Annotated in this window: 18 protein-coding genes and 1 riboswitch; of the genes, 13 read left to right on the plus strand and 5 right to left on the minus strand. The window is 65.1% G+C overall.

Annotated elements, in window-relative coordinates:
- Nucleotides 1-105 precede the first annotated feature (105 nt).
- Nucleotides 106-774 carry an HAD hydrolase-like protein gene (locus E3T47_RS12045; protein WP_134556307.1) on the plus strand — a complete coding sequence of 223 codons (669 nt, stop codon included), beginning with the start codon at nucleotides 106-108 and terminating at the stop codon, nucleotides 772-774.
- A gap of 159 nt (nucleotides 775-933) precedes the next feature.
- Here E3T47_RS12045 and E3T47_RS12050 read toward each other — a convergent pair whose 3' ends face one another.
- From E3T47_RS12050 to hxlB, 3 genes are all read right to left on the minus strand, one after another.
- Nucleotides 934-2,364, minus strand: a complete 1,431-nt coding sequence (locus tag E3T47_RS12050; protein ID WP_134556308.1) for an NAD(P)/FAD-dependent oxidoreductase — start codon at nucleotides 2,362-2,364, stop codon at nucleotides 934-936.
- 246 nt (nucleotides 2,365-2,610) lie between these two features.
- Nucleotides 2,611-3,234, minus strand: coding sequence for a 3-hexulose-6-phosphate synthase (gene hxlA, locus E3T47_RS12055; protein WP_134556309.1), 624 nt, complete (start codon nucleotides 3,232-3,234; stop codon nucleotides 2,611-2,613).
- A gap of 64 nt (nucleotides 3,235-3,298) precedes the next feature.
- Nucleotides 3,299-3,883, minus strand: a complete 585-nt coding sequence (gene hxlB / locus E3T47_RS12060; RefSeq protein WP_422386492.1) for a 6-phospho-3-hexuloisomerase — start codon at nucleotides 3,881-3,883, stop codon at nucleotides 3,299-3,301.
- A 113-nt stretch (nucleotides 3,884-3,996) separates the two neighbouring features.
- Between hxlB and E3T47_RS12065 the strand changes: the two genes are divergently transcribed.
- The 5 genes from E3T47_RS12065 (at nucleotide 3,997) to E3T47_RS12085 (ending at nucleotide 10,430) form a co-directional block, all read left to right on the plus strand.
- Nucleotides 3,997-4,842 carry a LuxR C-terminal-related transcriptional regulator gene (locus tag E3T47_RS12065; protein ID WP_134556310.1) on the plus strand — a complete coding sequence of 282 codons (846 nt, stop codon included), beginning with the start codon at nucleotides 3,997-3,999 and terminating at the stop codon, nucleotides 4,840-4,842.
- Between the two features lie 24 nt (nucleotides 4,843-4,866).
- Nucleotides 4,867-4,974, plus strand: a riboswitch (TPP riboswitch).
- Nucleotides 4,969-6,639, plus strand: a complete 1,671-nt coding sequence (gene thiC / locus E3T47_RS12070; protein ID WP_134556311.1) for a phosphomethylpyrimidine synthase ThiC — start codon at nucleotides 4,969-4,971, stop codon at nucleotides 6,637-6,639. (Overlaps the previous riboswitch by 6 nt.)
- Nucleotides 6,640-7,204: 565 nt before the next feature.
- Nucleotides 7,205-8,197 carry an AfsR/SARP family transcriptional regulator gene (locus E3T47_RS12075; RefSeq protein WP_134556312.1) on the plus strand — a complete coding sequence of 331 codons (993 nt, stop codon included), beginning with the start codon at nucleotides 7,205-7,207 and terminating at the stop codon, nucleotides 8,195-8,197.
- A gap of 201 nt (nucleotides 8,198-8,398) precedes the next feature.
- Nucleotides 8,399-9,082, plus strand: coding sequence for a response regulator transcription factor (locus tag E3T47_RS12080; protein WP_241982234.1), 684 nt, complete (start codon nucleotides 8,399-8,401; stop codon nucleotides 9,080-9,082).
- Nucleotides 9,075-10,430, plus strand: coding sequence for a sensor histidine kinase (locus E3T47_RS12085; RefSeq protein WP_134556314.1), 1,356 nt, complete (start codon nucleotides 9,075-9,077; stop codon nucleotides 10,428-10,430). The genes E3T47_RS12080 and E3T47_RS12085 overlap by 8 nt, the downstream gene beginning before the upstream one ends.
- 40 nt (nucleotides 10,431-10,470) lie before the next feature.
- Here E3T47_RS12085 and E3T47_RS12090 read toward each other — a convergent pair whose 3' ends face one another.
- Complete coding sequence (locus tag E3T47_RS12090) at nucleotides 10,471-12,162, minus strand: multicopper oxidase family protein (protein ID WP_134556315.1); 1,692 nt, start codon at nucleotides 12,160-12,162, stop codon at nucleotides 10,471-10,473.
- A gap of 125 nt (nucleotides 12,163-12,287) precedes the next feature.
- Complete coding sequence (locus E3T47_RS12095; protein WP_166805714.1) at nucleotides 12,288-18,065, minus strand: peroxidase family protein; 5,778 nt, start codon at nucleotides 18,063-18,065, stop codon at nucleotides 12,288-12,290.
- Nucleotides 18,066-18,369: 304 nt separating this feature from the next.
- On the opposite strand from E3T47_RS12095, the gene E3T47_RS12100 reads away from it, so the two are divergent.
- The 7 genes from E3T47_RS12100 (at nucleotide 18,370) to E3T47_RS12125 (ending at nucleotide 25,991) form a co-directional block, all read left to right on the plus strand.
- Nucleotides 18,370-19,119: a TetR/AcrR family transcriptional regulator gene (locus E3T47_RS12100; protein ID WP_134556317.1), complete on the plus strand. Its 750-nt coding sequence runs from the start codon at nucleotides 18,370-18,372 to the stop codon at nucleotides 19,117-19,119.
- Nucleotides 19,120-19,192: 73 nt separating this feature from the next.
- On the plus strand, nucleotides 19,193-20,374 hold the full coding sequence (locus E3T47_RS12105; protein ID WP_134556318.1) for an acyl-CoA dehydrogenase family protein: 1,182 nt from the start codon (nucleotides 19,193-19,195) through the stop codon (nucleotides 20,372-20,374).
- 75 nt (nucleotides 20,375-20,449) lie between these two features.
- A complete protein-coding gene (locus E3T47_RS16580) occupies nucleotides 20,450-20,563 on the plus strand; it encodes a long-chain fatty acid--CoA ligase (RefSeq protein ID WP_166805715.1) in 114 nt (37 codons plus the stop codon).
- Nucleotides 20,564-20,690: 127 nt separating this feature from the next.
- Nucleotides 20,691-22,058: a hemolysin family protein gene (locus E3T47_RS12110; protein ID WP_134556319.1), complete on the plus strand. Its 1,368-nt coding sequence runs from the start codon at nucleotides 20,691-20,693 to the stop codon at nucleotides 22,056-22,058.
- A complete protein-coding gene (locus E3T47_RS12115; RefSeq protein ID WP_134556320.1) occupies nucleotides 22,051-23,091 on the plus strand; it encodes a hemolysin family protein in 1,041 nt (346 codons plus the stop codon). The genes E3T47_RS12110 and E3T47_RS12115 overlap by 8 nt, the downstream gene beginning before the upstream one ends.
- A gap of 34 nt (nucleotides 23,092-23,125) precedes the next feature.
- A complete protein-coding gene (locus tag E3T47_RS12120) occupies nucleotides 23,126-25,633 on the plus strand; it encodes an excinuclease ABC subunit UvrA (RefSeq protein WP_241982236.1) in 2,508 nt (835 codons plus the stop codon).
- 64 nt (nucleotides 25,634-25,697) lie between these two features.
- Nucleotides 25,698-25,991 carry a hypothetical protein gene (locus E3T47_RS12125; protein ID WP_134556322.1) on the plus strand — a complete coding sequence of 98 codons (294 nt, stop codon included), beginning with the start codon at nucleotides 25,698-25,700 and terminating at the stop codon, nucleotides 25,989-25,991.
- The last annotated feature ends 3 nt before the right edge of the window (nucleotides 25,992-25,994 follow it).

A 25,994-nucleotide genomic window follows, 5' to 3' on the forward strand; every position in this document is an offset into this window, starting at 1 on the left:
GAAAAGGCTAACCGGTCGACGCACCGTCTGGAAAGCGCTGAACGAAAGCTGAGGAAAAATGGGCAAATGGGGTACATTTGGGGCAAACCGCTTAGGCTATTGCGAATGAACGCAACATTGACGCGCACGTGGAGCGCCATCCTCTTCGACCTCGACGGAACCATCACCGATTCCGCCCCGGCAATCACCGCCGCTCTGGCCCGCACCTTCACCCTGCTGGGCCGTCCCGTTCCCTCAGCTGCCGACCTGCTCGCCTACGTCGGCCCGCCGATGCTCGACGCTTTTCAGGAATACGCAGGTATGACTCGCGATGAGGCCGTGGAGGCCATCGCGATCTACCGGGCCGAATACCACGGCGTCGCCGCGCTCGATACGGCCGTCTTTCCCGGCATGGCTGGCCTGCTCGAGCGCATCCACGCCGCAGGGATTCCGCTCGCCCTCGCCACGAGCAAGCCCGAACTGAGTGCTATCGCTATCCTCACGCACTTCGACCTCGCGAAGTATTTCACGGCCACGGTCGGCGCCTCCGCCGATGACACCCGCAGCCACAAGGCCGATATCGTCGCCGAGGCCCTGGTCCGCCTCGCCGCGACCGGCGTTGACACGAGCGGTGCCGTGCTGGTCGGCGACCGCAGCTACGACGCCATCGGTGCCCAAGTCAACGGCATTCCGGCGATTCTGGTGGAGTGGGGCTACGGCTCCCCTGCCGAAGCCACTGCTGCGACCGCTGTTGTGCACTCGACCGACCAGCTCGGCAAGCTGCTGCTCGGCTGAGACCCTGGTTATTTTGGCGGGCCTGTGAAGGCGGGCATCCGCTCTAATCATGACCATGGCTTTGAAAGCCGAGCAGCTCTACCTGTTTGAGTTCATTCCTGCAACGGAACGTTCGTCGCAGCCTGAATCGCCGGCACTCCCCTGGGCTGACCCTACCCGCTAGGAGTCGAAGCCGAGGCCGAGCGCGTCGAGGGTCTTGAGCAGCGCGTTGCGCTTGCCACGGTTGTGGTCGGCCCGATTGAGTGCCCAACGCGTGGCCTGAATGCCGGCGGATGCGATGGGCTCCGGTGGGAACGGCAGCGGTCGGCCCCGCACCATCGCCAATTCAGTGCGTTCCGTCGCGCGGCCGGCCAGCTGGTCGAGCATGACCTGGGCGGCGAAGTGTGTGGCGCCAACGCCGAGTCCGGTGAATCCAGCAGCGTAGCTGATGCGCCCGCCGCGAGCCTGGCCGAAGAAGGCGCAGAACTGCGTGGACGTGTCGATAGCGCCGGCCCATTTGTGGCTGAAGCGCACCCCGGCCAGCTGCGGAAACGTCGTGAAGAAGTGGCTTGCGAGTTTTTCGAAGGTCTCCGGGCGGTTCTCGTAGCTGCTGCGCACCCTGCGACCGTAGTGATAGACGGCGTCGTAGCCGCCGAACAGAATGCGGTTGTCGGCGCTCAGCCGGTAGTAGTGAAACTGGTTGGCGAGGTCGCTCAGGCCCTGCCGGTTCTGCCAGCCGATCGAAGCGAGCTGGCTGGCATTTAGTGACTCGGTCATGAGTACGTAGTCGTAGACCGGCACGGTCGCGAGTTTGTTGCGTTTGAGCAGCGATGGGAACACGTTCGTGGCGAGGGCCGTTCTGTGTGCCGTCACGGTGCCGCTGGTGGTAACGACCCGGGTGCCCGAGGCTGCGCTCAACCCGGTCGCATCGAGGTTCTGCACGAGCGAGTTCTCAAAGATCTCGACCCCGAGCTCGGTGGCTACCCGCGCGAGCTCGGCGGCGAGCTTGCCGGGATGCACGAGTGCACTACTGCGCCGATGCCAGACCCCGGCCAGGTAGGTCGGTGAGGCCACCTGCGCCTGCACGGCCGCCTGGTCGAGAAACACGGTGTCGTCGTCGGTCGTTTCCGCGTTCAGCCAGTCAATCTGATGCTCCTCGATGGCGAGGTCGACCGCTCCGGTACGCTCAAAATCGCAGTCGAGGCCGAGATCGGCCACCGCCCGCTCAATCGCGTCCAGGTTCTCGACACCCAGTTCGGTCAGCCGATCGATCTCCTGCGGCCAGCGGCTACGGCCATTTTCCTCGCCGTGGGTGAGGCTCGCCTCGCAGAAGCCGCCGTTTCGACCGGATGCCGCCCAGCCGACCGTGCGCGCCTCCAACAGCACGACCCGCGCGCCGGGATTCTGCTGCTTGGCGAGCACAGCGCTCCACAGGCCCAGATAGCCGCCGCCGACGATCGCGAGGTCGCAGTCGAGGTTGCCCGAGAGCCGGGGGTAGCTCGCGCGCGGCGCGAGGTCATCGAGCCAGAAGGAGCTCTGCCGCGTGTCGACCAGCGAGGCGGTTACGACGGACTGGGCGGGCCGGGCGCGGTCGAAGATGGTGCTGCTCATGGGTGCGCGTCCTCTCGCGGCGACGATGCCGCCGACTGTCTCGGGCGCCACCAGCCTAGTGGCGCCCACCGACAGGCGACTCGACGACATCCGTTCTTTGACTGCGCCCGTGCAGGCACGAACGCAGAAGCGATCGCGTGTCTGCACCGGCCCCGAACGGTATCCGCAGGACGCATTGGCGGGCGTCCGCCTAACGCAGAAGTGCCGCCCCGCGGAAGCGGGACGGCACCAGAGTAGACGCTGAGACTAGATGATCGCGGCGCGCAGGGCGGCAGCAGCAGCGGCCGGGTCCTCGGCGCCGTAGATTGCTCCGCCGGCAACGGCGACCGTTGCTCCGGCGCGCTGCACCGACGCGATGGTCGCCAGGCTCACTCCACCGGCGAGGGAGAACGGAACCTTCGCGGTTTCGCCCTGGTTGAGCAACTTCGCGAGTGAGAAGCCGGGCTCGGCCTGCTCGTCGAGGCCAGCGTGCATCTCCACGAACTGGGCGCCGAGCGCGGTGACCTCGCGGGCGCGGGTGACCTTGTCGGCGACGCCGATGAGGTCGACGACGATGCCCTTGCCGTGCTTGGTCGCGGCGGCGACGGCACCGATGATCGTGCTGTCTCCGGCCGTGCCGAGCACGGTCACGAGGTCAGCACCGGCGGCGAATGCGATGTCGGCTTCGAGCTCGCCGGCATCCATCGTCTTAAGGTCGGCGAAGACGATCTTGTCGGGGTGCGCGGCCTTGATCGCGGTGACGGCGCGCAGGCCCTCGGCCTTGATCAGCGGGGTACCGAGCTCGATGATGTCGACGTGCGGGGCGACCTGTGCGGCGAGCGCGAGTGCGGCGTCGGTGGTCAGTACGTCCATTGCTACCTGAAGCTTCATGGGGTTCTACTTTCTGTTGGGGGTGAGTGTGTGAGCGTACGAGGCCTTGGCCGCGTCCGCGGCGTTACTCGAGGTTGGCATGACGCGGCCAGAGTTGTTCGGCCGTGAAACCGCTCAACTGCCAGAGCGAGTGGAACAGAGCGTCGCCGACGAGCAGCACGGACTGCTCGAACAGGCCGCCCGAATACTGGGCCGACACCTGGCCGGCATGGTCCTGCTTCGTGGCCGCGGGAATGACCACGGTCACGGTGGCGAGCAGCCCGAGTGGTGACTCGGGAGCCGTGGTGAGCGCGAGAATGCTCGCTCCCACGCCGCGCGCTGTCTCGGCAGCACGCACGATGGCGCCCGTCGTTCCCGAACCGCTCGCGACCAGCAGCAGGTCGCCGGCCGCGATCGCCGGACTGGTCACCTCGCCAATCACGTGCACATCGAGGCCGAGGTGCATGAGTCGCATCGCGGTCATCTTCAGCGCCAGCCCGGAACGGCCGGCCCCGAGCACGAATACCCGCGGTGCCGCCGCAAGCAGTTCCGCAGCGTCATCGAGTGACGAAGCGGATGCCGCCCGTAGGACGCCGACGACGCGACCGTTCTCGGCGAAAATGACGCCGAGGGCATCCGCTGTGGTCGGGGTGGTGGTCATTTCGGTCATGAGTCAATGCTCCACTCTTTCGAGCGGGCGCGCCGCCCGCCAAACGAATGGTTTAACTACCCAAACGGGTGGTTAAGGGCGGGCCCGGAGGGTAGTTCGGATAGGCTAGGAGCATGACTTTTCCCGTCGACTCGACCGTGCAGGCCGCACAGACCGTACAGACCGCCCGCACCGCGGCCGCCGAGCGCTCCAAGCTCATCGCAGACCTCACCGACGCGCACGCCACCACGCTGGAATCGCTGCTCGCCGTGCTCCGCTCGAGCAATACGAGCGACACTGCCGCTCGACAAAAGGCCACCGAGCTAGCCGCCGCCGCGATGGTCACCCTCCGCGCGGTAAGCGACCTCGATCGCAGCCTCACCGAGGAACCCGTGGCGCGCGCCTTCGAACGCCTCAGGAACGATCTGCGCCCGCTCGTGCGTTTCGGCGACCTCGACGTGCAGTTCATCGAGCCACCGGTGAACGGACGCGCCCTGCCCGGCGAGGTCGCACACGAGGCCCGGGCCATTGTGCGCGGCGCCGTGCTTGCCCTGGTCGAACAGCCCGGCGTGGGCCGGGTGCGCGTGCAGTGGGACTGCGACGGCAGCAACCTACTCATCCGCATTCGCGACGATGGGCCCGGCGACCTCGACGCCGAGGTACCGAGCGTGAGACAGCTGGCCGCCCGCGTAGTCGCGCTCAGCGGAACGCTGGGCGTCGAGGCGACGGCCGGCTGGGGCTCCGAGATGGCGGTGTCACTACCGCTCGACGCGCCCACGGCATCCGTTACCGCAGAGGCGGCCTGGGGCCTCAGCCCGCGCGAACGCGGCGTGCTCGAACTCGTCGCATCGGGCGCACGCAACAAAGCCATCGCCGAAGCGCTCACAATCAGCGAGAACACGGTGAAGTTCCACGTGGCGAATCTGCTGCGCAAGGTCGGCGCTTCGACTCGAGCCGAGCTGGCCGCTCTCGCTCGCTGACCACTAGGGTAGACGTGTCAGAAGACACACCACCACGGGAGCGCGCACCAGCGAGCTGAGAGGACGGCCAGGGCCGTCGACCGTTGAACCTGTCCGGGTAATGCCGGCGTAGGAAGTTCGAAACCAATGCGCACAAACGACGAAACCGTCCTGTCACAAACCGTCACCACCGGCCCGATCCAGGGCAGCAATAAGCGTTACGAACCGGTCGAAAACTGGCCGGGGCTGCAAATTCCGGTGCGCCGGGTCAACCTCAGCAATGGCGAACACTTCGACCTGTACGACACGTCGGGGCCGTACACCGACGACGCGGCCACCATCGATCTCGAGAAGGGACTGCCGAAAACGCGGTCCGGATGGGAGCATCCGCTGCCCATCGACGGTGCCGCCACCCAGCTGGTCTGGGCTCGGGCCGGCATCGTCACCCCCGAGATGGCCTACATTGCCGCCCGCGAGGGCTTCCCGGTCGAGCTCGTGCGTGACGAGGTGGCCCGCGGCCGGGCCGTCATACCGGCCAACCACAAGCATCCCGAGAGCGAGCCGATGATCATCGGCAAAGCCTTCACCGTGAAGATCAACGCGAACATCGGCAATTCCGCCGTGACCTCGTCGATTGCCGAAGAGGTCGAGAAGATGGTCTGGGCCGCCCGCTGGGGCGCCGACACCCTGATGGATCTCTCGACCGGTAAGGACATCCACCTCACCAGGGAGTGGATCATGCGCAATTCGCCCATTCCGGTGGGCACCGTTCCGCTCTACCAGGCCGTCGAGAAGGTCAACGGCGACCCGGCCCTGCTCACCTGGGAGATCTACCGCGACACTGTGATCGAGCAGTGCGAGCAGGGCGTCGACTATATGACGGTGCACGCCGGCGTTCTACTGCGCTATGTTCCGCTCACCGCCAACCGGGTCACCGGAATCGTCTCGCGCGGCGGCTCGATCATGGCCGCTTGGTGCCTTGCCCACCACGAGGAGAGCTTTCTGTACACCCACTTCGTGGAGCTCTGCGAGATTCTGCGCCGCTACGACGTGACCTTCTCGCTCGGCGACGGCCTGCGCCCCGGGTCGATCGCCGACGCCAACGACGAGGCCCAGTTCGCCGAGCTGCGCACCCTTGGCGAGCTGACGAAGGTCGCGAAATCCTACGGCGTGCAGGTCATGATCGAGGGTCCCGGCCACGTGCCGATGCATAAGATCGTCGAGAACGTGCGCCTTGAAGAGGAGCTCTGCGAGGAAGCCCCCTTCTATACCCTCGGCCCGCTCGCGACCGATATCGCTCCGGCCTACGACCACATCACGAGCGCGATCGGCGCGGCCATCATCGCCCAGGCCGGCACAGCCATGCTCTGCTACGTCACCCCCAAGGAACACCTGGGCCTGCCCAACCGCGACGACGTGAAGACCGGCGTGATCACCTACAAGATCGCCGCCCACTCCGCCGACCTGGCCAAGCAGCATCCGCGGGCCCAGGAACGCGACGACGCCCTCAGCCGCGCCCGCTTCGAGTTTCGCTGGACCGACCAGTTCGCGCTTTCACTCGATCCGGACACCGCGCAGAGTTTTCACGATGAGACCCTTCCCGCCGAGCCGGCCAAGGCCGCCCATTTCTGCAGCATGTGCGGGCCCAAATTCTGTTCCATGCGCATTTCAGCGGATGTCCGGGTGTATGCCGCAGAAAACGGCCTCACCAGCCTCGAGGCGATCGAAGCAGGCATGGCCGAGAAGTCGGCCGAGTTCACCCGAATGGGCAGCTCGGTCTACCTGCCGCTCCGGGTGCTGAGGGCCGACGAGAACTGATCGTCCCGGCCTGATCGCCGATCGCACTGCCGTTTGGTCGCGCGCGAGCAGGCACGTCCGCTCGTTGAACCGCGAGCAGGGGCCCATTTTTCCCCGAAACGGGCCCCCGCTCATGGTTCGTCGGTACGAAGGCGAGAAGCACCCCGAGACTACCCGGCAGACGCGGCCTGGATGCACGCCCACCCTGCTCCAGCACCGCCGCAAGATCCTGATTCCGCTGGCCAGCGCCTGGCTCGTGATGGCAGCTTTGGCTGGCGTACTGCTTGTCACCGGCGCGAAGCCGAGCGCGTCGTTCGGTGACACGGCCGCCGTGCCAAGCGGCTCGTTTGCATCAGCGCGGTCATCCCGCTCGAATCCGACGGCTGGGTGCCGCCCCGCGCGGCTGACAGCCTCGCCGGCACCGTAGCGCCGACGGCCCGCAGGGGCGCGGCTGTCGCTCGGCACGGGCCACCACACCACCCCCTGAAATGCCCCCGAAATTGGGGGTAATTGTCCACTCCACACGCGGCTTCCCCGGCTCGGAGCAACCGGGCAGCATAGTCGCATTCCAACAGTGGAGGTCGTCATGACAACCGGATTCGACACTCGAGAACAGCCCATCACCACAGCCATGGCCCATCTGAACGTGCACGTATTCGGCAACCTTTCCATTCGACGCGGATCGGTCGTGTTGCACGCCCATCAGCTGGGCGGCCCCAAACCTCGCCAGATTCTCGAGATTCTGCTGGTGCATCTCGGGCTGCCAGTGTCCAAGGACCGCCTGATCGAACTGCTCTGGGGCGCCAGCGCTCCGGTCGAAGCGCTGCCCACCCTGGAAAGCTATGTGAGCGTTCTGCGTCGCCACCTGCAGCCCGGCTCGGGAAAATTCGGCCCCCTCCAGACCACGACGGGCGGTTACGTTCTCGACCGTAACCTGGTCGACGTCGATCTCGACCAGTTCGACGTTTTGCTGCAGCGAGCCCAGAAGACCATCCCTGGCCTCGCCTACCCCCTGCTGCTGCGCGCTCTCGATCTCGCCACTGCACCGCTTCTCGGTGATGAACTCGTGCCGGCGTGGGCCGCAGAGGCCCGCGACCTGCACGCCGCCAGGCTTACCAGCGCCCGCATTCTCGCATCGGAGACCGCCGCGGCACTGCATTGCATCGATGATGCCCTCGAGTTCGCGAATCTGGCGCTGGCCGACGAACCGCTGAACGAGCGAGCGTGGACGGCCCTCGTTCTCGGCCTGGAGACGAGCGGGCGCCATGCCGAGGGCTTGCAGGCCTACGACCGGTGTCGCCAAGCCATGCAGAACGAATTGGGCTGCGCTCCCGGCCCGATCCTGCGGGCAGCCCAGCTTCGCCTGCTGCATGCGACGGCCGACGGAGACACAGACCTCGCCGACGTGCTCTCCGCCCTGCTCATGCTGCACGCGCAACTCCGGGTTTCGCCAGCGAGCAGCCTGACTCACCGCGCTGCCACCACTACTTCTCCGCGACCAGAGCCGGTCGCGGATTCCCTCCGGGAGGCTACTGATGTTGTTACGTCATTTTTGCGACGCGCCGTCGCTCGTGTCTGAGCGGGCGGCCCGCCCACCAATTTCTATACCACGTGGGGGGGAAAAGATACAGCACTCGACAGAAACTCATCTTGTACTGATACTGATGTCGTTAGCTGGGTTAATGCCGTGTTCACCAATATCAAGGCACCCAAACGAGCAGAGAGGTTGCCGAAAATGACCGCGCAGGTGTCCCCCCTAGAACCCAGCGTGCGGAGAACGATGGCGACCGCATCCGTGGCGGGAGCCACAACGGCAGCGCAGATTCGCATTCTCATCGTCGACGATCACACCACCTTCGCCGAACTGCTCACTGGTTCTCTCAATCGTGAACCTGACCTGTGCAGCGTCGGCTCGGCGAACAGCGTGGCCAGCGGCATTGCCGCCTGTTTGGAGTTATTACCCGACGTCGTCGTCATGGACTATCACCTGCCCGACGGCAGCGGCCTCGTCGCGGCCACTGCGATCCTGGCCCGCGCGCCGCTCACCCGTATTGTCATTCTCACTGGTGACCCTGCGCTGGAAGCCCTCGAACAGGCCGCAGCAATTGGGGTCTGTGCATTCCTGCCGAAGGACGGCTCCCTCACGACGGTGCTCGAGACCCTGCGTCACGCGCGCATCGGCGGCCTCATCGTGCATCCGTCGCTCGTGAGCCTGCTGAGTGCCCGGCGGCGGCAGCACAACGAGGAGATCCCGTTTCCCGACCTTACGAAACGTGAGCTGGCGGTGCTCCGCCTCATGGGCGAGGGTTCGGACGTGCGGGCCAACGCCAAGACTCTGGGCATTTCGGAGAACACCTGTCGCGGCTACGTGAAGTCCATCCTCGGCAAGCTCGGGGCGCACTCGCAGCTCGAAGCAGTGGTGATTGCGACCCGACTCGGTCTGGTGCCAGCCCAGCATGCCTAAGTGGTCACCGGCGCAGCCTCGAGCCAGCAGCAGCGACCGCGCCCGGTCGACCGAACGCTCCGAAGTGCGCGCGGCGGTGAGCCGTTTTCTCGCCGTGGGCGTTCTGGCCATGTTTTTTGTAGCCGTGCCGGCAGCGCTCTGGGTGCGCGAAATGTCCGAGCGTAACGCTATGGACAATGCCATCCAGCACGCCCAACGCCTCGCGGACTACTCCGTCGGACCGCTCCTTTCTGATGCTGTCCTCGCGGGTGACCCCGGCTCGACTCGGCGGCTCGATGAACGGTTGGCGCCCCGCATGTCGGACGGATCGATCGTGCGAGTTAAGGTGTGGAATCCGGCGGGCCGCATCGTCTACTCCGATCTCCCCGCGCTGATCGGTCAGGTCTTCAAACTTCCGACTTGGACGCCCGAGTTGCTCGCCGGCGGTAAAGGGCGAGCGAGCCTGGGGGTACAGAGCGATCCGGGTGACGAAAACGAGACCGAGGCCGGCGAGTTGGTCGAGGTGTACGTTCGTGCCACCTCGCTGAGTGGGGACCCCCTCATCTTCGAGGCCTATTTTAATGACGACGCCGTGCGTGACGAACAGAATGCTCTCGTGGTCGGCCTCATCCCCGCGTTCCTGCTTTCCCTGGGCGCCCTGCAACTGGCCCAGCTGTTTCCAGCGGTACGGCTGGCCCGGCGCATCCAAAACCACCAATCAACCAAGCGCCAACTGCTGCAACACGCCATCGACGCGTCCGACCTGGAGCGCCAACGCATCGCACGCGACCTGCACGACGACGTCATCCAGGATCTCGCTGGGCTCTCTTATGCCCTCGAAGCCGAAGAACGGCACTCCACGCCAGAGAACCGGGCACTGTTCGGCCAAGCCAAAGCCATCCTGCAGAAGAACGTGCAAACCCTGCGTGCCATGACCACCGAGCTGTATCCTCCCGATCTCGAGGAGCTCGGCCTGCCCGCCGCGCTGACCCGCCTGACCGCACCGCTCGTCGAGCACGGCATCGAAGTCAAGCTTCATATTCCGGCCAACTGCGAGCTCGACCGTGACCGTGCCGCGATGTTCTACCGGGTAGCCCGTGAGGTGCTCGCCAACACCATGAAACACGCCAGGGCCGGCGTTCTCGAGCTCACCCTGATTCAGGATGACGACCGCACCATAATGCTCATTCACGACAACGGATGCGGCTTCGACGTGTCCGCGGATGCGCCCGATAATCACTTGGGCCTGCGCATCATGCGCGACACCATCGAGGTCGCCGGAGGCTCCCTGGAGGTTCGCTCCTGGATGGGCGGTGGCACCTCGATCATGGCGACGCTGGATCGATTTGTTCCCGTTCGAGCGCGCTAGTCAGCAGTCGGCCCCGCCGCTGGGCGGTTGGCATGAAACATCAGGTACCGGTCGGCGGGCCCGGCAGGTACGCCGGGGGGTAGAAGTCCGCCGGCTGGGTGTCGATCACGGCGGGGTCGGATTTGATCGGATCGTTCACCCGGTAATCGCCCACGGCAAACTGAATCATCATGTCATGGTCCTCGTGCGAGAGATTGTGACAGTGAATCATGTAGCGACCGCCGGCCTCCCTCCCGGTATCGAACTGCATCAGCACCGTGACGGATTCATTCTCACCGACATAGAAGACGTCCTTGGGACCGTTTTCCCAGGCAAACGGTTTGCCTCCGTTGATATTACGACCGATGATCTTGCCGTCCACCAGGTGGATATGTACCGGGTGGAACCAGCCACCCGAGGCGTTGGTGATGGTCCACTGCTCCACGTCGTAGGGCTGAGGATTGCCGAACAGCTTGGTGAAATTCGACTGCTCCACATCGGCCCAGGTCGTGCCGTTGATTTTCCACAGGCCGTTCCCGCGCTCCACCACCATTCTCCGCTTCACCTTGGCCATGTCGGGGGTAAGGCTCATGGTGGTCAGGCCGCCCAAAGCGGAATGGATCGCGCCGCCATCATCGAGTGAGGTGGGGATGGCCGAGATAGAACCGGCGTTTGAACCGGAGTCGGTTACGACCTCGAATTTCATGATTTTGCCGGTGTTGGCGAAGTCCACGTTGTTCTTGTTGCTGAGGTTGCGCAGCTCGACCGTTTGCCCCGGCTTGTACCTGCGAAAGTCGATCAGAATCTCGTAGCGTTCGGCCGTGCCCTGACGCCACGATCTCACCGACTGAACGGTGGGCGCCATGCCGCCGTCGGTGCCGACGATGTAAATCGGCTCACCGGTCGAGAGGGTCGGCCGGTAGGATCGTCCGACTGAGGCGATCAACACTCGAAACCGGTAAATGCGGGGCTTAACCTTCATCGTGGGCCACGGCACACCGTTGACCATGATGATGTCACCCCACACCCCTTTGTGGTCGTTGTCGTTGTAGCCGAGCGAGCCGTCGGCTTTGAACATGGCATCGGAGATCATGAGCGGCACGTCGAATTCGCCCTGGGGCAGCTGCGCCAGTTCGAACGGGTCGTGCAGGGCATAGATGCCAGCCAACCCCGCGTACACATTCTGCGCGGTCTGGTGCATGTTGTGGTCGTGGTACCACAGCGTGCGCGCCGACTGCCAGTTGGGGTACTGATAGTTCTTGACCTTGCCGACGGCGGTGAAGTCGTTTGCGTAGCCGTCGTACTGCGGCAATGACGCTGAGCCGTGCAGGTGTGTGACGGTGTTGAACGCACTCGGGTGTAGCAGACCGCTGGTTGACAGGGCGTTGCGAATGCGCACCTCGCTCCGGGTGCCTTGGCTCAGCCGAATGGTCGGGCCGGGAAAAATCCCGTTGTAGCCGGCGACCGTCGTAGACAGTCCGGGAACGAACTGGGCCTGACCGAGCTTCTGGGTGAGGGCGTAACGGGCAAAGGGGCGCGACGGGTCGCCATCATCGAAGCCTGTCTGGTACGGCAATAATTCGGGGGGACGACGGAACACGCCGGTGTAGGGCACCGGCATGTTCGCAGGTGCGAGCAGGCTTTTCGTCATGAGCGGGGCGGTGGCGACCGGCGCGTCATCGCTTCCACTCATCCCAACGATGCCAAGCGCGCCGAAGGCCCCCAACTGCAGGACTTCTCTGCGTGATGTCATGACTTCTCCTCAAGGCTTGTGCTGTTAGATTGTGTTGTTCAACGGCGTTGTACCGACTTTGACGATGGGGACCGGCCGGCGACTGGAAACCAGTCGCCGGCCGGGTGGAGCGAATCAGGTATCCCTTAGAGCAGGGTTCCGGTCGTGAACGTCCAGGTGCTCGTCACCAGCGGGTTGCCGACCAGATCTCGAACACTCGTGTTGCCGCCGGTGACAGTCACCCGGTACTGAACGTTCGAACTCAAGGTCACCGACGGGTTGATGGTCAACACGTTGGTGGTGGCGTTGTACGCCGCCACCGAGGTGACGACCGCACCGGTGGAGACCCGCGTGATCTGAACCGTGGTCGCGCTGACTCCGGTGATGTCTTCACTGAAGGTCGCGAGCACGTTGGCATTCCGCGCCACTCCGATCGCTCCCGATGCGGGAGTCCTCGAGGTGATCGTCGGTGCCGGACCGGTGATGAACGACCAGGAACTGGCCACCATCAGGTTGCCCGCCACATCACGGATGCCCGAGAGGGTGGCCGTGTAGGTGCGGTCGGCGAGCAGGGTCACGCTCGGGTTCAGCGTCGCGACTCGCGTCGTGGCGTTGTACGACACCACTGCGGGGATCGCCGTGGTACCCAGCCGAAGCACGAACGTCGTGCCGCTGACCCCGGTGACCGGCTCACTGAACGTCGCCGTCACGTTGCCGGTCTGGCTGACCGAACGAGCACCCGATGCCGGGGTGCGCGCCGTCACCGTCGGCACCACGAACTCCGTGCGCGGCGTGACCGCCACCGACCGGGCCGAGACCGCGCCGGTGCCGACCGCGTTGATCGCGGCGACGTCGAAGGTGTACCCGGTTCTGTTCGTCAGCGACCCGATCACCGTGCTGGTGACGTTGCCCACCGTCGTGGTGCCGGTTGCCGTCGTGCTCGCTCCAATGAAAGTGCGAACCCGGTAGCCGGTGATCGGCGCGGCGTTAGCCACCGGCGCCGGGGGCGTCCAATTCACCGTCACCGAGGCGTTACCAGCGATCGAGGTTCCGATCGTCGGAGCACCAGCTACCACTTGCACAACCGGTGCGGTCGGTGTGACTGCCACCGAACGACCTGAGGCAGCTCCGGTGCCGACCGCGTTGATCGCGGCGACATCAAAGGTGTACCCGGTTCCATTCGTGAGCGACCCGACCACCGCGCTGGTGACATCGGCCACCGTCGTGGTGCCCGTCGGCGTGGTGCCCGCCCCGGTGAAGGTACGAACGACGTAGCCGGTGACCGGCGGAGCGTTGGTGACCGCTCCCGGCGCCAGCCAGTTCACGGTGACCTGGGCGTCACCGGCGACTGAGGTGCCTATCGTTGGAGCTCCCGGCACCACCTGCACAACCGGCGCTACCGGCGTGACCGCGTTGGACGAAGCCGAGAACAGACTCGTTCCCTCCGCGTTCGTGGCGGACACCTGGAACTGATACGTGGTTCCGTTGGTCAGACCGGTCACGACCAGGCTGGTCGCGCCTGCCCCTGCCGTCTGGACAACGCCTACCTGCGCACCAGCGGCATCCAGTACCTTCACCGAGAAGCTGGTGGCGATGCCGCCAGCTGCCGGGGTCCAGTTCACGGTCGCCTGCGCGTTACCGGCAGTAGCAGTGCCGATGATGGGAACGCTCGGAGCCACGGTGTCGGAGAACACCAGTCGTTCGATGTTCCGCAAGGTGTCGGTGCCATTGGTGCCGACGTTGTCGACCACCGTTGTGGTCGAGCCCGGCGAACCGACGGCCGCACCAACAGGCACCGTCGTGACGGTGTAATCGGCTTCCGCGTTGGTGAACACAGCGGAGTCGGTGCCGCCAGATCCCTGCAGGATCTCGCGTACCGCAACGATGTCACCCGGGTCGACCGTGCCGGCAAATACAGCTTCCTGCAGGGTCGGACCGGAGAGTCCACCAGCGCCGTCAGAAAGGTACTGGCTGGCCATTGCACTCTGGTTCGTGCCGGTGATGCTGGCACTGCCGATCTCCGTCGCCGGGTCGCTCGGGTTGGTCCGAACGCTCAGGCGAAGGCTGAGGTACGCGTCACCGTCGATGATGTCGTCGGCGCCTCGTCCCTCGATCAGGTCGCTGCCCGCGCCGCCGAGAAGCACGTTGCCGGCGCCCCAGACGTTCGGGCCGGTCAGGATCGGGCAATCCCCCTGTGCCGACACCGCGACAACGGATGCCAGCGTGGTCGTGAATTCCGGAATCAGCGCGTCGAGGCCCGCGATGCGGTCTACTCCAGCCTGGTCCCAGACGTCGCAGCCGATGAAACCACCACCACCGACGGCGCTGGGAACAACGTCGTCACCGCGGAGGATGTCATTCAGCTTCCAGCCGGAAAGTGCCTCGACTTCGTTGAACTTGTCGCGCACACCGACCTGCAGAATGTTGAGCGGCGGGATTGGAAGGGCCAAATCGGCGTCCTGCGCCTGAGGGTCACCCTGACCGATCGTCCAGTCGTAGCCGGAACCGCCGGCGACCTTTTCAATGCCGGGGCCACCGACACCAATGTCGTCGCCGCCCTCCATGTCGTAGTCGTCGTCGCCGCCCTGGCCTATCATGAAGTCGTTTCCGGGCTTCTGTGAGTCGTCCAGGAAGAACAGGTTGCTGCTGTCTCCGATCATGAGGTCTGGCTGGTTGCCACCCTCTTCCCAGTCGTCGCCACCGTCTCCGAAGGCTGCATCGAGGCTTTCACCGAGCATGATGAAGTCGTCACCGGCACCGCCGAAGGTTTCGTTGGCGTTTGCTCCACCGTTCGTAAAGTCCTTGCCTTCGCCGCCCATAATGATGTCGAGTCCGGGGCCGGCATCGATCGCGTCGTTGCCAGGACCGCCCTTGGGCACATCGTCTCCGGCGAGGTCGGTAATGATGTCGTTGCCTTCACCGCCGAGAGCCACATCGGCACCGCCGCCGCCCTCGATGACGTCGTTGCCGAGGCCACCCCAGAAGGTGTCGTTGTCGTTGCCACCGTATATCCGGTCCACCTGGCCCGTGCCGTTGTAGACGGCCTGGCCGTTGATGCCGGCAGGGTCGACCGTATTGCGGGCACGGTACTTGATCGTGCCATCCGGCATGCGAATCAGGAGCGCCGTCTCATCACACTCAGATTGCGGATCGTTGGCGACGATGTTGCCCGAAGCCTCGAAGTCGGCGACGGTTCCAGCCAGGTTTTTGAGCTCGAACTTGCAGTCGGCCGTGGCGAAGGGGTCGGCCTTGAGGGTGTGCGCCGTGGTGTTGCGCATCATGAGCTCGGCAAAGGAGTTGCCCTCCAGCTGGGTGCGGAGGTTCATGCCGGGCGTGCGGGCGAGATAGTACAGACGGTCACCGTTTTGCAGGTCGGTCATCTGGTTCTCGAACACGTAGTTGAACGTCGTGCCGAGCAGGCCACCGAACGGGGTCGTCATCTCAGCCAGGCCGCCGACCCAGAGGTCGACATCGTCGAGACCGGTGATCGACTGCGTGCCCGAGTTGGCCCACACTCCCGTGCTGTTCATGAATTCCATGGCGCCGTCCGGAGACACTTCTCCGGCCAGGGCGTCAGGGCTGACGATCAGTCGTGCGGCGTCGCGCTTGCCGTCGAGCGTAGTCGCGCCGGTGATGGTCGGGAACTGACCATAGGCAGCCACGAAGTTGATCAGCGATTCCGGGTGCTTGAGGTTCTCACCGAAGTCGATCCAGTTCCTGTACGGCCTGAGCGCCCCGTCGTTGGTCTTATTGAACAGCTCGCGACGGAACGGGTTCAACCGCGGTACGCCTTCCGAACGCGCGCGAGTCATGTTGATCGCGGCCAGGTCGAGCGGCAGTCCCAGGAGGTTGTTGCGCAGGGTGTCAGTGACGAACTCGTCGAGTTCGTTACCGACCTGGTCGCTCATGCCCATGATAACGCTGCCGGCCGCCTCCTCGGAGGTCAGCTGCCCCTCCGGTCCACCGTTGGTATAGGCGGGCGGGTTGAGGAACCCTTCGAGCAAAGAAATGTCGTTCTGGCTACCCAGAACGTCATCACTCGTGCCGAACAGTCCGTCTACTCCCGGCTTGTCCTCGTTGCGACGCGAGATTGTCTCGGTCAGCATGGAGTGCCCAAAACGGTATACGGCGTGCGCGAACTCCGCTTTGACCGCCGGGTTGATCTCGGTCTGGGTGAAGGCGAATGGTTCGAACGGGTTGATACCGGGCTGCACCTTGCGCGCGAATTCCTCGAACACGAGGTGCTGGTATTCCATCTCGTTGACGAAGCGGGCAGCCTGAAACAGGCGGTCGCCGTTCCAGCCGCCAGCCCCGCTGGCCAGCTTCCACTCGGCCAGAGCGGCAACGCCCCTGGCTGAGGTGTCGTTGGTCAGGGTGTTCTCGATGTCACCGATCAGGCGGTCGTGCTCCGAGTGGAACACCTGGTGGATGGCGGTCAGGCCGATGTTCTCGTTGACGCGACCGTCTCCCGCGATGAAGTGTGCATCGAGCATCTCATCGTCGTAGGTTCCGGCTGGCTGGCTGGCGAAATCAGCGGATGCCGTGCTGTTGGCATCCGGGGTCAGTCCGGCCTTCGGCTCCGCGTTGTGCGCGATGTCGGTCAGGAACGGAGTTTTGAAGTACATCACGTTGCCCGGTACGGGTACGGGGTTGGCGGTATCACCCTCGACCAGGCCGGTCGGGGTGACGTACTGCGGCATTCCGCGCAGCGGTCCGGGGATGAACTTGCCGTAGGCATCAGCTGCGAGCATCGGAACGTTGAGCACATCCTTGTCGGCCAGCAGCAGTCCGAGCACGCTCGCGGCCTGGGCTTTGGTGGTGGCCCAGGTGGCCATGCCGCCAGCGGTCGGCCCGGCCGGTCCACCGAGGAGCTTGCCGGTGGCAACCGGGCGCCCGCCCTCGGTCACATACTCGCGCACGAAGACCTGGTGCGAGGCGTGAGAAGTGTAGGTCTGGCTCTGGTCGACCCAGGGCGAGTCCGTGTTGAGGGCATCCTGCACATCGTCGGCGCTCTCGTCGGTCGCCGTTGCCGGGTCGTCGCCGGTGACGCCGTCGGGGCCGGGCTGGTTCTGCCCGCGGGTCAGCACCATGAAGGCCTGGCTGGAGGGTACCTCATCGCCGTTACCGACGATCCCGTCAGGTCCGGAAACGCGCAGCGGGTCGTCCACTTTAAGGGGTACGAAAACCGTGCCGCCGCCCTTGACTGTCTGGTCGACGCCGTGGTCGAAGAACTGGCCGAACAGGGTGAACAGGGAGTTGTAGGGCGGCGACAAGCCGACGTCGGTCGTCACGTTCGGCATGAACAGCGTCTCGTTCGACGGAATACAGCCGGCCGGAACGCCAAAGGGCACGGACGGGCTTGGGTCGGTCGTGCAGGCCACAACGCCCTCGTTGCCCTGGGTGCGCACCGGGTTGCCCGCGGCAGCGATGGCGGCCGGGTTGGTGGAGGTCTGGTCGACGATCAGGTTGCTCACCGTGCGCGGCTCAGAGTCGAAGACGAGGCCTTTTTTCTGTGCATAGGAGGTCGGGTTCGGTGGTCCGAAGCCGGAGGGAGTGACATCCGCTGAGGAGAAAACCGGCTTGGCCAGACGAGGGAACACCTGGTCGGCAGCACCGAACTGGTCCTGGCCGGGCTGCAGGTTGTTGCAGGAACCGTCAACTGTACGCAGTCCGAGCGAGAGCAGCGGGCTGGAGATTTGGTTGGGGCCGGTTCCGACCAGGGCGCCGCAGGGGCCGGTTGCCGAGGTGGTGTTGGCAACGTGGGCTTCCGCGATCTTGATCTGTTTGAGGATGTAGGCGAGATCGGAGGCCGTGACGGCGAACCCCTGGCCGACGGGGGCAACCGCGGCCTGGGCCGGAAGCGCGGCCGACAGGCCCAGTCCGGCGCAGAGAACGGCGGCCATGCCGGCCGCGAGTATACGCATGGGCTTTCCGAAGACCCTTCGTGGTCTTCCATGGTCCTGGGGAGGTGGACTACCTCGCATTCCGGTTGTGCTGCTGTTGCTGCTGCTGCTGCTGCTGCTGACGATTCCTTTGCCTTCGAACCTGCTCATGACGCACCGATCTCTTCAGGGTGAGCGAATGCTGTAAGAGTGCGATGTGGGCCTTATGGAAACCTTGGGAATTCGCCGGTCGCTCCATCCGCCGTCCGCCGCGGTCGGGGCCCGCACCACTTTTTCCGGGCACCCACGACGGCCGTCCCCTGTTCCGTGCTAATTTCGCCAGACCATGTCTGATCCGTCTGCCCCCTTCGACCGCCCCGATGTCATCCTTCCCCCGGCTGCTCGGCAAGCGGATGCCCGCAGCCGAGTCGCCGTCGCCGACATCGCTGTCAGCTTGTTCCAGGCCCAGGGCTACGAGGCCACGAGCACCGCGCAGATCGCCTCGGCCGCGGGGGTTTCCCGTAGCACCTTCTTTCGTCAGTTTCGGTCGAAAGACGACGTGATCTTCGCCGACCACGAAGAGCTGCTCGAGCAGATCTGCGATTATTTCGCCGCCGAACACGACGACCCCTGGCTGGCCGTCTGCGAGGCAGCCACGCTCGTGTTCGAGCGGTTTCGGGAGCGCCTGGAAATCGTGCGGGTGCGCGACCTTCTCGTGCGCCAGACATCCGTTTTGCGTGACCGTGAAACCGTGATGGTGTCCCGCTACGAAAAGACTTTCTCGGCGTATCTGCGGCGCACCCTGCGGGCTGTCGACCCGGTGGTCGCGATTCAATTCGCAGCCGCAGTGACCGCCACCCACAATTTCGAGCTGCGCCGCATGATTCGCGCCGTCGACGCAGAGCGGATGCCCGATTCGGCCGACCTCAGCGTCGAACTGCTCAGGGTGCGCGCCCGCTTTACGCCCGTAGCTGCGCGTCGCGAGGCCGTGGAAGCGCCCGCCCGCGACCTCCTCATCGCGGTTTTTCCCGTCTCGGCACTGCCAGAAGATGTTGCCCGAGTGATTGAGAAGAGGCTCCGCTCCGCAGCATTATGACACCAAGTATCACTTGACGTGAGACACGGTGTCAGATAGGACTGTAGTCATACCGCGAACGCGAAAGGCACTGATGCCCGATTACGATGTCTCCGCCCCGCTCGACACTGACTATTACGGCATTTTCGCCAATGTTCCAGCCGCGGATCGGGCGTTCTGGAGCCGGGCACGTACCTTTGCGGTGGAGACGCTCGACGAGCTGAGCGAGGCCTGGGACAAGGCAGAGTATCCGTTGCACCTGGCCCGCCGGTTGGGCGAGCTCGACCTGCTCACGGACGGTGTCACGGGCCCGGGGCTGACCCCGATGTCCCCGCTCGCCGCCGGGCTCGTCAACATGGAGATCTCCCGCGGCGACGGCTCGATGGGCACTGTCGTGGCCGTGCAGGGCGGGCTTGCTCTGCGCAGCATTGCTATGTTCGGCAGCGACGAGCAGAAGGCGACCTGGCTGGTTCCGCTGGCGCGCGCCGAGAAGCTCGGCGCCTTCGCCCTGACCGAACCGGACCACGGCTCGGATTCTGTGGCCCTCGAAACCACCGCGCACCGTGACGGCGACGAATGGGTCATCAACGGCGTAAAGAAGTGGATCGGCAACGGTTCGGTAGGCGATGTGACCGTGGTCTGGGCCCGCGACGACGACGGCAACGTGCGCGGCTTCCTGGTCGACCAGTCCCTGCCCGGTTACCATGGTGAAACGATGCTCGGCAAGGGCTCGCTCCGTGCGGTGCATCAGGCCCGCATCACCCTCACCGACGTGCGCATTCCGCTCGATGCCGTACTGCCCGGCACGCACACTTTCAAGGACACCGCGGTCGTGCTGTTCGCCACCCGGCTCGGAGTGGCCTGGTCCGCGCTCGGACACGCCACAGCGGTCTTCGAGGCCGCCCTCAACTATGCCCAGCAGCGCGTGCAGTTCGGCAAGCCGATCGCCGGATTCCAGATCGTGCAGGAGCGGCTCACCCTCATGCTGTCCGAGCTGACCTCGATGCAGCTGCACTGCATGCGCCTGGCCGAGCTCGATGCCGCCGGCACGCTGCGACCTATCCAGGCCAGCCTCGCCAAGTTTCACAACACCCGTGCGGCGCGCTCTCTCGCCTCACTCGCCCGCGACATGCTTGGCGGCAATGGCATCCTGCTCGAGAACCACGTTATCCGGCACCTCGCTGACATTGAATCCATCCACACCTATGAGGGGACCGAGAGCATCCAGTCGCTGCTCATCGGCCGCGACCTGACCGGGGTCAGCGCCTTCCACTAGACCCGTACTTCGCTAGAACTGTTCGGTCAAGGAGTCCCGCGTGATTGACCTGACTGCCTGATCGCGGCGTTCAAGGTGCCCGATTATGTGACCTTCGTCGACACCCTGCCGCGCACGGCCACCGGCATGATCATGAAGGTAGTGCTGTGCGAGAGGACCGAGGAGGTCGCGGAGCCAGCTGCCCCGTAGTGGAATCGAGCAAACCGGCGGTTTGCCAGCATCCGCCGATAGCCTGAGAGCATAATGGACGACCCTCCATCGCATAAACCCTCGCCCGCCACCACCGACATGCCTTTCGATCTGAGAGGGCCACAACATGTTTGAGTGGATCATGGTGGGCGTAGGACTCTTTCTCACCGTTGGAACGGGAATTTTCGTAGCCTCCGAGTTTTCGCTCGTGACGCTCGATCGCAATGACCTCGAGGTTCGACGTGACCGCGGCGAGAAGCGCCTCGGTCCGACCATCAAGGCTCTCAAGATCACCTCAACGCACCTGTCGAGCGCGCAGCTGGGTATCACCCTGACCACGCTGCTGACCGGGTTCACCTTTGAACCGGCCATCCGCTCCCTGCTCAGCGCACCGTTGACGAGTGCCGGAGTGCCCGTCGGTATTGTGCCGCTGGTCGGAACGATCGTCGCCATCTCGCTCGCGACGCTGTTCTCCATGGTGATCGGCGAGCTCGTTCCCAAGAACTTCGCCCTCGCCGTTCCGCTCGCGACGGCGAAGATCGTCGTGCCGGCCCAGGCAGTGTTCACGACAGTATTCAAACCCGTCATTCTGCTGTTCAACAACACGGCAAACGCCATCATTCGGATGTTCGGCATTGAGCCGAAGGAGGAGCTCTCGGGCGCCCGCACTGCCGAAGAACTGAGCTTTCTGGTGCGCCGCTCGGCCCTCGAGGGAGTACTCGACGACGATCACGCCGCCATGCTGCACCGCACCCTGCGATTCTCCGACCATTCGGCGGCCGACGTCATGACGCCCCGGGTGCGCATGGCCACTGTGCACATCAGCGACACTGCCGAGGCCATTGTGCGTCTGGCGACGAACACCGGTTACTCACGTTTTCCCGTGATCGACAAGGACTCGGACGACATCGTCGGGGTGTTGCACGTGAAACAGGCCTTCGCTGTGGAACTCAATGCACGCGGCGAAGTGACGGCCGACGAACTCAAGGTTCCGGCGCTGCGCGTTCCCGAGACCATGGGCGTGGATTCCCTGCTCGCTGCCCTGCGCCAGCAAGGATTCCAGATTGCCGTCGTCGCCGACGAATATGGCGGAACCGCCGGCATTGTCACCCTCGAAGACCTGGTTGAAGAGCTCGTCGGTGAACTGGAAGACGAACACGACCGCGCCAAGGCCGGCGTCATCCGCTCTGGCCGGTCAGTAGTCTTCGACGCGGCCTGGCGCCCCGACGAGCTGTTCGACCGCGCCGGCGTCACAGTGCCAGACGACGGTGACTACGATACGGTCGGCGGATTCCTCGCCGACCAGCTCGATCGCATTCCCGAACTCGGCGACGAGGTCGCCATCGAGGGCGGCGTGCTGCGCATCGACCGCGTCGACGGCATGCGCGTGCATCGCGTGCGCTATACGCCCGTCGACCCCGTGACCGATCCGAGCCTCGCCACCCCGCACGATCGCATCGTCGACAAGATTCAGAAAGACCTGATCCATGAGTGATTATTTACCCGGCCTGATCTGGCTCGTCGTGCTGCTGGTGGTGAACGCGTTCTTCGTGGGCGCCGAGTTCGCCGTTATCTCCGCCCGGCGCTCCCAGATCGAGCCCCTTGCCGCACAGGGCAGCAAGGCGGCCAAGACCACGCTTTGGGCGATGGAACATGCCACCCTGATGCTCGCGACCAGCCAGCTCGGCATCACGGTGTGTTCGCTGCTCATTCTGAACGTCTCGGAACCGGCCATTCACGGCCTGCTCGAATACCCGCTCGCGGGTACCGGGCTCTCCGAGGGCATGATCAGCACGATCGCGTTCAGCTTCGCGCTGATCCTGGTGACCTTTCTGCACGTCGTCTTCGGCGAGATGATTCCGAAGAACATCTCGTTCTCCGTTCCCGAGAAGGCCGCGCTTATTCTGGCGCCGCCGCTCGTGTTCGTGGCCCGCGTGTTCAACCCGATCATCTTCAGCCTCAACTGGCTGGCCAACGGCGTGTTGCGACTGTGCAAGGTCGAACCCAAGAACGAGGCGACAAGCGCGTTCACCCTCGACGAGGTCGCGAGCATCGTCGAGCAGTCCACCCGCGAGGGAATGCTGCAGGATGCCTCCGGCACGCTCACCGCTGCGTTCGAATTCACCTCGAAAAAGGTCTCCGACGTGCAGGTGCCAATCGAATCGATGGTCTGCCTGCCATCGACGGCCTCCCCGGCCGACATCCAGCGTGCCGTGGGCCGCCACGGGTTCTCCCGCTATATCCTCACGGATGGCGCCGACCAGCCGAGCGGCTATCTGCACCTGAAAGACGTCATGGATCTCACCAGCGGCGACAGCTTCACTGAGCCGGTGCCGGGCAAGCGGCTGCGGCGCCTCGCATCCGTTTCGTGTGACAGCGAGTTGGAAGACGCGCTCGCCTCTATGCGGCGCCTCGGCGCGCACGTGGCGACCGCCTTCGACGCCGACGGAATCGTGACCGGTGTGCTGTTCCTGGAGGACATCATCGAAGAGCTCGTCGGCCAGGTCGAGGATGCCACCTCGATCTGACCCAGCGGCACACAACCGCACTACTGTTAGTCGGATGCTTAGCGAAAATCAGTCCGAGGGCTTCGTTCGCGTGCGTGGTGCCCGCGAAAACAATCTGCGCAATGTGAATGTCGACGTGCCCCGAGACGCCATCGTCGCCTTCACCGGCGTCTCGGGGTCGGGTAAGTCCTCACTCGCCTTCGGCACCATCTTCGCCGAAGCGCAGCGCCGCTTCTTCGAGTCGGTCGCCCCCTACGCCCGCCGGCTCATCCAACAGGGGCACACCCCACACGTCGACGAGATCACCGGGCTGCCGCCGGCAGTCGCCCTGCAGCAGCGCCGGGGAACGCCGAGTTCCCGCTCGAGCGTCGGCACGGTCACCACCCTCTCCAACTCACTGCGCATGATGTATTCCCGAGCAGGCATCTATCCAACGGATGCCGCCGGTCGCCTCGAATCCGACTCTTTCTCGCCGAACACCGCGATGGGTGCGTGCCCGCGCTGCCACGGCCTCGGTCTGGCGCACACCGTCAGCGAGGAGTCGATGGTGCTCGATGCAACGCTGAGCATCCGTGACGGCGCGATCACCGCGTGGCCCGGCGCCTGGCAGGGAAAGAACCTGCGCGACATCGTCGCCGTGCTGGGCTACGACATCGATGTGCCCTGGAAAGACCTGTCCCGCGCCGACCGCGACTGGATTCTGTTCACAGAGGAACAACCGGTGGTCGAGGTCGTGCCGCAACGCGACCGCATCGCCAAGCCCTACCAGGGCCGGTTCTGGAGCGCGAAGAGCTTTGTGCTCCACACCCTGGCCGACAGCAAAAGCCCCAACGTGCGGCAGCGGGTGCTGCGTTACGTTGACACCGGTCCTTGTCCGGACTGCGGTGGCAGCGGCCTGAAGCCCGAAGCCCTCGCCGTGACCGTGGCCGGGCAATCGATCGCCGCGCTCAATGCCCTGCCGATGACGGCTCTGGCCGAGATCCTGCGGCCGATCGTGTCAGGCAATGCTGCGTCCTCAGAGGTGGCCGTCACCCTGGCCGGCGACCTACTGCGCCGCATCGACGTGCTGCTCGAACTGGGCCTCGGCTATCTGGCCCTGGGCCGGTCGACCCCCACGCTCTCTCCGGGGGAAATGCAACGCTTGCGCATCGCCACCCAGCTCCGCTCCGGACTGTTCGGCGTCATCTACGTGCTCGACGAGCCCTCGGCCGGCCTGCACCCGGCCGACGCCGAGCCCCTGTTGCTCGTGCTCGAGCAGCTCAAGCTCTCGGGCAACTCGGTCTTCGTGGTCGAACACAATATGGACGTCGTCGGTCGCGCCGACTGGGTCGTCGATGTCGGCCCCCGAGCCGGCGAGGGCGGCGGCGAGGTGCTCTACAGCGGGCCGACCGCGGGGCTCGCCGCGGTGGACGCGTCCGTCACACGGCGGTACCTGTTCGCGCAGGATCGCGAGCCGGTGGCACGGGGGGAGCTTCGGCATCCGCTTGGCTGGTTGGGGCTGACCGACGTGACGCGGCACAACCTGCAGGGTCTCGACGCGCAGATTCCGCTCGGGGTGTTGACGGCGGTCACCGGCGTCAGCGGCTCGGGCAAGTCCACCCTGGTCAGTCAGGTGCTCGCCGAGGCCGTGGGGCAGCACCTGCATCCAGAGCCCGACGATGCTCCGGTGCTCGATCTCGGCGACCCCGACGCCGACATTGAGCGTGCTGAACGCCCAAAGGTTGGCGCGGTGACCGGGCTTGAGGCCGTCGATCGGCTCGTGCAGGTGGATCAAAAGCCGATCGGCCGTACGCCGCGCTCCAACCTCGCAACCTACACCGGCCTATTCGACGCTGTGCGGGCCACCTTTGCCGCCACCGACGAGGCCCGGGCGCGCGGCTTCACCGCTTCCCGGTTCTCGTTCAATGTGGCCGGTGGCCGTTGCGAGACCTGCCTCGGCGAAGGCTTCGTGGCCGTCGGACTGCTCTTCCTGCCCGGCAGCTACGCGCCCTGCCCGGACTGCGGCGGGTCGCGCTACAACCCCGACACCCTCGAGGTGACCTACCGCGGCAAGAACATCGCCGAGGTACTCGGCCTCACGGTGGATGCCGCACTCGTCTTTCTCACCGACGTCACCGTCGCCGCACGCAGCCTCGAAACCCTGCGTGAAGTGGGCCTCGGCTACCTGCGGCTCGGGCAGCCGGCCACCGAACTCTCCGGCGGCGAAGCGCAGCGCATCAAACTCGCGACCGAACTGCAGCGAGCCCGCCGCGGCCACACGCTCTACCTGCTCGACGAGCCGACGACCGGGCTGCACCCGGCCGACGTGGACCTGCTCCTGCATCAGCTCGGGCGCCTCGTCGATGCCGGAAATACCGTGGTCGTGGTCGAACACGAGATGGACGTGGTAGCCGCCGCCGACTGGGTGATCGATCTCGGCCCCGGCGGGGGCGATGCCGGCGGGCGCATCGTCGCGGCCGGAACCCCCAAAGCCGTGTCGACCCACCCAACGAGCAGGACCGCGCCCTATCTCAAGCGTCGACTGGCGCTCTCATCCTCGGCGCCTCGCGCATCCAGAACGTGACCACGCCGCGCAAAATCCCGTTCGACGTGCTCTCCTAATTCTCTCGGCTTTAGGCTTTGGCAGTTTGGTCCACGGCCTGAGCGACCCGGGCGGGGCAACCGCTGCCTGCTGGGTGTCTCTCGGTATCGGCCTGATCGCCTTCGCCCTGTTTGTGGTGCGCCAGCTGCAGTTGCAGCGCACCGCTCGCGCGCTGCTCGACCCGCGCGTGTTCAACTCGCGCACCTTCACACTCTCGATCTCCATGCTCGGCATCAGCATGCTGGCCCTGTACGGCGCCACCATCTCGCTGTTCGCGATTTCGGCCGCATTCGTCGCGCGTCGCCCGCCGCTCGGTGCCCCGGTCGCGGTCGGGCACTAACCA

This window comes from Cryobacterium ruanii (assembly GCF_004404055.1).
GTDB classification, from domain to species: domain Bacteria; phylum Actinomycetota; class Actinomycetes; order Actinomycetales; family Microbacteriaceae; genus Cryobacterium; species Cryobacterium ruanii.

Coding starts and splice junctions, on each gene's coding strand:
- E3T47_RS12085 (WP_134556314.1), top strand. CDS start 9,075: ATGCCTAAGTGGTCACCGGCGCAGCCTCGAGCCAGCAGCAGCGACCGC.
- E3T47_RS12120 (WP_241982236.1), top strand. CDS start 23,126: ATGCTTAGCGAAAATCAGTCCGAGGGCTTCGTTCGCGTGCGTGGTGCC.
- E3T47_RS12065 (WP_134556310.1), top strand. CDS start 3,997: ATGACTTTTCCCGTCGACTCGACCGTGCAGGCCGCACAGACCGTACAG.
- E3T47_RS12095 (WP_166805714.1), bottom strand. CDS start 18,065: ATGCGTATACTCGCGGCCGGCATGGCCGCCGTTCTCTGCGCCGGACTG.
- E3T47_RS12105 (WP_134556318.1), top strand. CDS start 19,193: ATGCCCGATTACGATGTCTCCGCCCCGCTCGACACTGACTATTACGGC.
- E3T47_RS12050 (WP_134556308.1), bottom strand. CDS start 2,364: ATGAGCAGCACCATCTTCGACCGCGCCCGGCCCGCCCAGTCCGTCGTA.
- hxlB (WP_422386492.1), bottom strand. CDS start 3,883: ATGACCGAAATGACCACCACCCCGACCACAGCGGATGCCCTCGGCGTC.
- E3T47_RS12045 (WP_134556307.1), top strand. CDS start 106: ATGAACGCAACATTGACGCGCACGTGGAGCGCCATCCTCTTCGACCTC.
- E3T47_RS12080 (WP_241982234.1), top strand. CDS start 8,399: ATGGCGACCGCATCCGTGGCGGGAGCCACAACGGCAGCGCAGATTCGC.
- hxlA (WP_134556309.1), bottom strand. CDS start 3,234: ATGAAGCTTCAGGTAGCAATGGACGTACTGACCACCGACGCCGCACTC.
- E3T47_RS12075 (WP_134556312.1), top strand. CDS start 7,205: ATGACAACCGGATTCGACACTCGAGAACAGCCCATCACCACAGCCATG.
- E3T47_RS12090 (WP_134556315.1), bottom strand. CDS start 12,162: ATGACATCACGCAGAGAAGTCCTGCAGTTGGGGGCCTTCGGCGCGCTT.
- thiC (WP_134556311.1), top strand. CDS start 4,969: ATGCGCACAAACGACGAAACCGTCCTGTCACAAACCGTCACCACCGGC.
- E3T47_RS12110 (WP_134556319.1), top strand. CDS start 20,691: ATGTTTGAGTGGATCATGGTGGGCGTAGGACTCTTTCTCACCGTTGGA.
- E3T47_RS12115 (WP_134556320.1), top strand. CDS start 22,051: ATGAGTGATTATTTACCCGGCCTGATCTGGCTCGTCGTGCTGCTGGTG.
- E3T47_RS12100 (WP_134556317.1), top strand. CDS start 18,370: ATGTCTGATCCGTCTGCCCCCTTCGACCGCCCCGATGTCATCCTTCCC.